The organism is Nocardia sp. NPDC060220, assembly GCF_042727815.1.
In the GTDB taxonomy this organism is placed as follows: domain Bacteria; phylum Actinomycetota; class Actinomycetes; order Mycobacteriales; family Mycobacteriaceae; genus Nocardia.
This window is the reverse complement of the sequence record NZ_JBHWZY010000313.1, coordinates 1-7,254: the sequence shown is the minus strand read 5'-3', so window position 1 is coordinate 7,254 and position 7,254 is coordinate 1. Positions and strand designations below refer to the sequence as shown.

7 protein-coding genes and 2 pseudogenes are annotated in these 7,254 nt (G+C 68.2%); 7 read left to right on the top strand and 2 right to left on the bottom strand.

Annotated elements, in window-relative coordinates; all coding sequences use genetic code 11:
* The 3 genes from ACFWF3_RS17665 to ACFWF3_RS17655 all read left to right on the top strand — a co-directional run.
* The coding region (locus ACFWF3_RS17665) for a nitronate monooxygenase (RefSeq protein ID WP_379314486.1) at positions 1–530 on the top strand (530 nt) is incomplete at its 5' end.
* Between the two features lie 66 nt (positions 531–596).
* Positions 597–1,151 carry a TetR/AcrR family transcriptional regulator gene (locus tag ACFWF3_RS17660; RefSeq protein WP_379314485.1) on the top strand — a complete coding sequence of 185 codons (555 nt, stop codon included), beginning with the start codon at positions 597–599 and terminating at the stop codon, positions 1,149–1,151.
* Positions 1,152–1,221: 70 nt separating this feature from the next.
* Positions 1,222–2,925, top strand: coding sequence for an alpha/beta fold hydrolase (locus tag ACFWF3_RS17655; protein WP_379314484.1), 1,704 nt, complete (start codon positions 1,222–1,224; stop codon positions 2,923–2,925).
* Between the two features lie 58 nt (positions 2,926–2,983).
* Here ACFWF3_RS17655 and ACFWF3_RS17650 read toward each other — a convergent pair whose 3' ends face one another.
* A complete protein-coding gene (locus ACFWF3_RS17650; protein ID WP_379314483.1) occupies positions 2,984–4,636 on the bottom strand; it encodes a CocE/NonD family hydrolase in 1,653 nt (550 codons plus the stop codon).
* A 63-nt stretch (positions 4,637–4,699) separates the two neighbouring features.
* On the bottom strand, positions 4,700–5,608 hold the full coding sequence (locus ACFWF3_RS17645; protein WP_379314482.1) for an SDR family NAD(P)-dependent oxidoreductase: 909 nt from the start codon (positions 5,606–5,608) through the stop codon (positions 4,700–4,702).
* Positions 5,609–5,652: 44 nt separating this feature from the next.
* On the opposite strand from ACFWF3_RS17645, the gene ACFWF3_RS17640 reads away from it, so the two are divergent.
* The 4 genes and pseudogenes from ACFWF3_RS17640 to ACFWF3_RS17625 all read left to right on the top strand — a co-directional run.
* Positions 5,653–6,240 carry a TetR family transcriptional regulator gene (locus ACFWF3_RS17640; RefSeq protein WP_378996503.1) on the top strand — a complete coding sequence of 196 codons (588 nt, stop codon included), beginning with the start codon at positions 5,653–5,655 and terminating at the stop codon, positions 6,238–6,240.
* Between the two features lie 206 nt (positions 6,241–6,446).
* A pseudogene (locus ACFWF3_RS17635) lies at positions 6,447–6,500 on the top strand (hypothetical protein); the annotation flags it as partial.
* A gap of 67 nt (positions 6,501–6,567) precedes the next feature.
* Positions 6,568–6,798 carry a lipase family protein gene (locus tag ACFWF3_RS17630; RefSeq protein WP_379314481.1) on the top strand — a complete coding sequence of 77 codons (231 nt, stop codon included), beginning with the start codon at positions 6,568–6,570 and terminating at the stop codon, positions 6,796–6,798.
* A 120-nt stretch (positions 6,799–6,918) separates the two neighbouring features.
* A pseudogene (locus ACFWF3_RS17625) lies at positions 6,919–7,161 on the top strand (ABC transporter permease subunit); the annotation flags it as partial.
* Between the last annotated feature and the right edge of the window lie 93 nt (positions 7,162–7,254).

Genomic DNA, 7,254 nt, shown 5'->3' with positions numbered 1-7,254 from the left:
GCAGCGAAGGTGGCGGCCACGGCGCCGACCGATTGGCCTTGCTGCCCCTGCTCGACGCCGTCCTCGACATCGCGACCGTCCCGGTCCTGGCCGCCGGTGGCATCGGCTCCGGGCGCACGCTCGCGGCCGTGCTCGCGGCGGGAGCGGCGGGTGCTTGGCTCGGGACCTGCCTGGCCGCCGCGGAAGAATCTCTGCTGCCAGAATCCGCCCGCCTCGCGATGCTCGCCGCCGATTCCAGCAGCACCACCGTCACCACCGCGTTCGACGAGGCACTCGATCTGCCCTGGCCACCGATCTATCCGGCGCGCGTCCTGCGCAACGAGTTCACGGATCCGTGGTCGCGGCTCGAGGGCGACGACGTGCCCGATTCCGACCGCCTTCGCGCGGCGATCGCGGACGACGATCCTCGGCTCGCACCGGTGGATGCGGGTCAGGGTGTGGGATTGGTGACCCATATCGAGCCTGCGGCGGCCATCCTCGACCGACTCTGCGGGGACGCCGCCGAACTGCTGGCGTCACGCCACGGGTAAGGCTGGTTGCGACCGGGCGAGCGGTCGGCCATTGCAAAAATATGTAGACCAGTCTAGTTTTAGCGAGTGGGCAAAAAGGGAGCCGAAACGCGGTGCAAGTTGATCAGGGCGACGCGGTCGCTGATCGAGTCGCACGGATACTTCGGCGCCGGGCTCAACCAGATCGTGCAGGAGAGCGGTGCGCCCCGCGGGTCGCTGTACTTCCATTTCCCGGGCGGTAAGGACGAATTGGTGGCGGCGGCGCTCGCCGAGAGCGGCACCGACATCGCGACGATCATCCGCACGGTCGAGGCGACGGACGCGCGAGATTTCGCGCGGAAGATGGTGAACCTGCTGGGCGATCAGCTGGAAGCGTCGGACTGGACCGTCGGGTGCCCGGTGGCGGCCGTCGCGTTGGACACCGCGTCGACCAACGATGCTGTGCAGCAGGCTTGTTCGGCGACCTATCGACTCTGGGAGGAGGCGATCCGGGAACGATTGATCGGATTCGGCCACCCCGAACCCGAACGGATCACCACGGTCGCGCTCGCACTGATCGAAGGCGGGCTGGTGCTGGCCCGCACCCACCGCTCCCGCCAGCCACTTCAGCACCTCGCCGACACCATCGACGCGCTGATCTGAGCCGTTCCCGACCCGCAGCTGGCGTCATATCCTGAAAATATGTAAATCGGTCTACTGAAAGTAGGACACCATGGCACACACCGACTCCGTCGTTTTCGGCGCCGCCGGGTTCATCGGCCGCTCCCTGGTCGCCGAATTGCTGCGAAACGGGAACACCGTCACCGCCGCACTGCGTGCGGGCAGTCAGGATCGGCTGCGGACCTGGCTCCACGGGCAGCGTGTCGACACCGCCGGTTTGACCATCACCACCACCGATATCGGCGAACCGGATCTCGCGCTGGGCGACACCGTCGAAGGGGTGCGTGATGTGTACAACGCGGCCGCGTTGATGAAGTTCGGGCTGGATGCGCAGGTGGCGCGGCGGGTCAACCTCGACGGGGCGGTGCACGTGCTGGAATGGGCCGCACGGCAACCGGATCTGCGGCGCGTCGTCCACATCACCGGCTATCGCGCGGCCGACGACGGGGGCGAGCAGGACTACGGCAACGGCGCGTACGAGGCGTCGAAGGTCGAGGCCGATGCCCTGCTGCGGCGGCTCGCGGCCGAGCGCGACATCCCGCTGACCATGGCGAATCCTGCCGGAGTTCTCGGACCCGGCCAGTACTTCGGGCTCTCCGACATCATCGACAATCTCTGGCAGGGCCGGTTGCCCGCGTTGCCGGGCTCGGCCGATACCTTCGTTCCGGTGGTCGATCTCGATTACGTGGCCCGGTTCATCGTGGGGCTGCCCACGCACGCCGATACAGTCGGCAAGTCCTATCCGCTGCTGGATGCCGCGACTCCCGTACTGCCCGAACTGATTCGGCTCGTCGCCGACCATCTGCACGTCGGCGCGCCGCGCTTCACGCTGCCGACTGCGCTGGTTCGTCGATTGCCCAGGGCAGTGACCCACGCCGATCCCGAAGCGCTGTCCTTTCTCAGCAGCGACCGGTACGACACGAGCCGAAGCGACGCCATCGCACAGCGTCTCGGCATCAGCCATCCGCCGGTCGACGAACTGTTGCGCACCTACGCCGACGGGATCGTCGCCGGCCGCAACGGCACCGTCGCACCCACACCGAAATCCGGATTCCGTGACGGGACCTGGTTGGTCGGCGAGCGAAGCGACCCGGAATATGTTCTGTTGCACGGGATTCCGCTCGACAGCGAATCATGGTCCGACGTGGTGCGGGAGTTGGATGCCCCTACCCTGGCGGCCGACCTTCCCGGGCTCGGGCGCTCGGCGGTGTCCGCGCAGTCGACCGGCGACTGGATGGAGGAACTGATGGCGCCGGTGCGGACGCGACCGATCATCGTCGGTCATTCGTTGGGCTCTTGGGCCGCAATCGAATTCGCGCTGCGCCATCCCGATCGGGTGTCACGGCTGGTACTGATCGCGCCCGCTTTCCTCCAGCAGCCCGCCTCCCGGCTGACGGGTTCGCCCCTCGCCGCCGAGGTCGTCAAGCGGATGTCCGCCGCGACAATGGCTGCGCGACTGGGCATTCCGGAGGGTCCTGCCATTGCCTCCGCTCTCGCGGCTCTGCGACGACCTGGCGTTGCCCAGCGCACGTGGGCGGCCCTGCGCGCCGCCGGTGCTTCCCGAGACGAACTCGCCGCGAAGCTGACCCGGGTCACCGTTCCGGTCGACATCATCGTCGGTTCGGACGACCCACTGGTCGAGCCGACCGATCGGCCGGTCACCACGATCGCCGGAACCGGCCACTATCCGCACCTGACCCATCCGGATCTCATCGCGCGTGCCCTGCGCGGCGAATCGGTCTCTGCTGCACCGTAAGACCACCCGACGAGCAGCAGCCGCTAGTTGGGCCGACAGCCAGATCGGTCCGCGACGCTCACCCGGCCGGAGCCGTGAGTTCGATCCGGAGTGCGGGGTCGTTCACCATCTCCGGCTGGAGTGCGATGGTTTCCTCGGTTCGCCACCGTGTGTGCCAGATGGGGACGCCGCCGGGGAGATTCAGTTCCCGCGGGGTGGTGAGCAGGGGTAGGTCGAGGCGGGCCGAAGTGACGGTAACGGCGGCGTTCGTCGGCGTGTGCGACCATACGTCGTCGACTGCGTTGGTGATCCGGACGCCGAGTCGGTGGCCGGTGGCCAGGCGGGCATCCTGCCAGAGCAGCCGGATCCCGGATTCCGAGCGGACCGGGGCGATACCGCGGGTGATGACGGTGGCGCGTCCGTCGGGGGCGATGTCGTAGAGCTCCAGTGCGACAGTCGCTTCCGGCGGGCCGCTGAGGGTCAGCGCGGCAGTGGCGCGGCCTGCGAGGTGCACGGGCTCGGCGACCGGGGCCGAGATCGACCAGATTTCCCGGTCCGCGCCGGGCAACAGACCACGATCGCTGTAGCTGCCGGTGCGCAATGCGATGGCTGTGCGCTGGGCGTCAGTAGGCGGCCAGGCGGGTTCACCGCGCCACCCACCATCGAACTGGCCGACGGTCACCGGCGGTCCGGGTACCTCGACATCGGCGCCCGCCACGTGTTTGTCCAGGAATGCGTAGAGCTCCGAGGCGAAGTGGGGTGTGCCGCACTTCTCGCGGCAGTCCGAGTGGCCCCACTGGCCGAACCAGGCGCGGTGTTCGCCGGGGCCTCTGGCTTCCCATGCCTCGATGATGCGGTCGGCGCGGGTATTGGAGTCGAGGAAGCTCTGGCCGAGGAACATCGGGGTGGTGTTGCCGCGGACGGCCTCGACCATGTCGCGCTCGCGCCAGTCCGGGTTGGCGCCGTTGTGGTCGGTGGTGAGGGCGAGGTAGCGGGCGGCGCAGTCCTGGGTCATCTGGACGGCATTGGCTTTGTACTCGTCGCCGTCGTCGGGGTGACCGGGGGTCGAGGCGATGGCCAGGTGTTCCGCGCCCGCGGTGTCGGCGGGGCGGATACCGTCCTCGGTCAACGGTTTTCCGCCGAACTTCCACGCCGTGCCCTGCATGTAGAGGTAGGAGTACGGATCGACGACCGGTTCGAACGCCGCCACCGCCGCGAGCCCCTTCGGCTTCGCGGCGAGCGCCATCATCCCGGTCCATCCCTCATAGGACGTGCCGACCACGCCGACCCGCCCCGTCGACCACGGCCTGCTCGCCGCCCACTCCACCGCCGCCGCCACATCCGACCGCTCCCCCGGGCCGCCGAAATCCGGGCACCCGTTGGACCCACCGAATCCGCGCAGATCGACGATCACATACGTGTACCCGGCCCGCAGCGCCCACTCGACCGGCAAGTTGTCGGTCGAGGGCCCACCACCCGGGCGAGGCTGGGACAGGTAAGCCAGATGCGCCCGGTACGGACTGGCCGTCAGCAGCACCGGAGTCCGCGCGTCGGCGGCCACACCCGGCGGCCGAAGGACATCGGCGTGCAGCCGCGTGCCGTCAGGGGCGGTCAAATACTCCTGCGTCCACGTGAACGCCACATTCACCGGTTCCGCCGTTGCCGGCGCCACCATCCCGAGCACCAACGCCACACCGGCCACCGCCCGCGCCACCACAACACCCAATCGCACCCCCGGACTATTGCCGGTCCCCGCCTCGCCGTCCAGCCCCGATAATCCGGGGCGTGTCGCCGATCAGCGATCCGCCCGGGCATCCAGCTCGGCGAGCAACTCCAGACTGTCGCCGTAGAGAGCGTGCTGCACCCGTTCGTCATAGGACGCCGCCGAGGACCGGACCGGTGTGCGGCGCACCAGATACTGACCGGTGATTGCCTCCCGGTCAGGTGCTGCGACCAGCCATGCGAGATCCGCGCCGGACCTACGCGGCGTGCGAACTCCAGGGAGTACGACAAGGGCGCGGGCGATCGTCTTCCAGCCCAGCCGCTGGACGGCACTAGCGTTCCTGGCCAATCCGGTTCCAGGCATCAGGCCCGGGTCGAACGCGTTCACTGTGATGTCGCGTGGGGCCAACTCGCGAGCGAGGTGATAGGCGGTCTGGAGGTTCGCCAACTTCGAGGTGGTGTAGCGGCGGCGAGCGTCGCGCTGTGCCGATTCGGTCGGTAGCGGCGGATAGGCGAGTTCGCGGGCAGTGGCGCGCAGTGGGTGCGGCATCCCGGTGAACTGGTCGGGATCATGAGTTCCCGAGGACACCACGATGATTCGCGCGGGTGCGGTGAAGTGGGCGAGCAGGTCGATGACGAGGCCGAGGTGGCCGAGGTGGTTGGTGGCGAACGTCGCCTCCATGCCGTCGGAGGTAAGGGTCCGGCCGGTGAATTGAACGCCCGCGTTGCACACCAGTCCGGACAGCGGTGGTAGGTCCGCGGCGACGAGTTCGGCGACGAACCCACCGACCGACGGGCGCGAGGACAGGTCGAGTGCCATGCCGTGCGCGCCGATCGCCGCGGCCAGTTCCCGAGTTCGCGTCGCGTCGCGACCGGTGATCACCACCGTGTTGCGCGGGTCGAGGGCGAGGTTCCTGGCGCATTCGTAGCCGAGTCCGCTCGTACCGCCGGTGACCACGATAGTTCTGTCACTTGATGTCATATGGCACAGTCTGCCAGATTGTGGAGTCGTGCGACACTGTCTCGATGTCGCTGCGGGAACTCAAACGGGAACGGACCAGGCAGTCCATCGTCGACACCGCGTTCCGCCTGTTCGCCGAACGAGGCTTCGACCGCGTCACTGTCGCCGAGATCGCGGCGGCCGCGGAAGTCGGCACCCGCACCCTGCACCGCTACTTCACCAGCAAAGAAGAGCTCGTCTTCCCCGAAGACGATGACCTGCGTGCCGACCTGGCCCGACTCCTCGCCGAACGCCCCGAGGGCGAACACCCCGAAACCACCCTCGCCGTCGTCATCACCCCGCTGATCAGCAGATTCGGCGGCGAACAACTCGCACAGGCGCGCACTCGCGACGCCCTGATCACCAGCACGCCGGCGCTACAAGCCCGCGACCTGGCCAAACAGGCCGCCGTGGAAAAGCTCATCGAACATCACCTGGCCCGCCGACTCGGTGTCGCTGTCGACAGCGACGTGCGGCCGGCCCTGTGGGCGAAGATCGGGATGGCGTGCTTCTTCTCCGCGTACCGAGTCTGGCTCCATGAAGGCGGCGACCTCGCTCAATACCTGATCGATGCCCGCACGGCGTTGGCCGAATCCGTTCCCCGACGCACGTGACGCGCCTCGTTGTGCTTGACCGGTACTCCCGTAGCGGTCGGTAGTGCGGACCCGTGCTGCGCCCACGAACCGGGCAGGTCAAAGGATTGATCACCTATCAGGCTGCCACGGATGCCTCGGCCCCACAGTGCGCGCCTTCCTACCTGCTCCGACAAGGTGCGCCGGACAAGTACGACTCCTCGCTGGATCTCGTTCAGATCGACCAGATGTTGTCGTCCGGTCATGCGATTTCCGTACCCGACCGGGAGGGGCCGAAGGGGACACTGTTCACCCCGAGACAGCCGGGTTACGCCGCGCTCGACGGAGTGCGCGCGGCCCAGGGACGCCGTGCACGACGAGATCGTCACCATCGCGGGGCCCGACAAGGCGGTGGCGCAGTGGTGCGCATCGGGGGCGCGAGTCACGTATACGCGGGACCAATCGAGCGAGCACGTCAGCCTCGCGATCAGTGCGACTCCCGCGGTCCTGCGCTGGATCGATGAGCGTCTGGCAGGGCAGGCCGCGCCGGACGGTTGCTCGACGCGCACGGTGACGTCCATGTCGCTTGGTGGTGCCTAGCGCGCGGTCGGGACTACGAGTCGGCACCTCCGGCCGGATACAGACGAGTCCGCCCGCCTCATCCTGATGGTCTTCGCCAACGAGCTGTACTCGGGCTCCGTCGAGCCGGACGTCCGCCCGCTGTACGCGGTCGTCACCGGCCTCGTGCTCTACAACGCCTCGGTGCTCGCGGAGATCGTCCGGGCCGGCATCCAGTCGGTCGACGAGGGCCAGACCGAGGCGGCCCACGCGCTCGGCATGAGCCAGGGCAAGACCCTGCGCCGCATCGTGCTGCCGCAGGCGATGCGCGTCATCGTGCCGCCCACCGGCAACGAGGTCATCAACATGCTGAAGACGACCTCCCTGGTGGCGGCCGTCCAGTACTACGAGTTGTTCAAGCACGGCCACTTGCGCCACACCATCCGCCAGCTGTTCGGCGGCGGGTCGACGAGGTCACGGGCCCGGGCGTCCAGACAC

Coding starts and splice junctions, on each gene's coding strand:
- ACFWF3_RS17655 (WP_379314484.1), top strand. CDS start 1,222: ATGGCACACACCGACTCCGTCGTTTTCGGCGCCGCCGGGTTCATCGGC.
- ACFWF3_RS17640 (WP_378996503.1), top strand. CDS start 5,653: ATGTCGCTGCGGGAACTCAAACGGGAACGGACCAGGCAGTCCATCGTC.
- ACFWF3_RS17645 (WP_379314482.1), bottom strand. CDS start 5,608: ATGACATCAAGTGACAGAACTATCGTGGTCACCGGCGGTACGAGCGGA.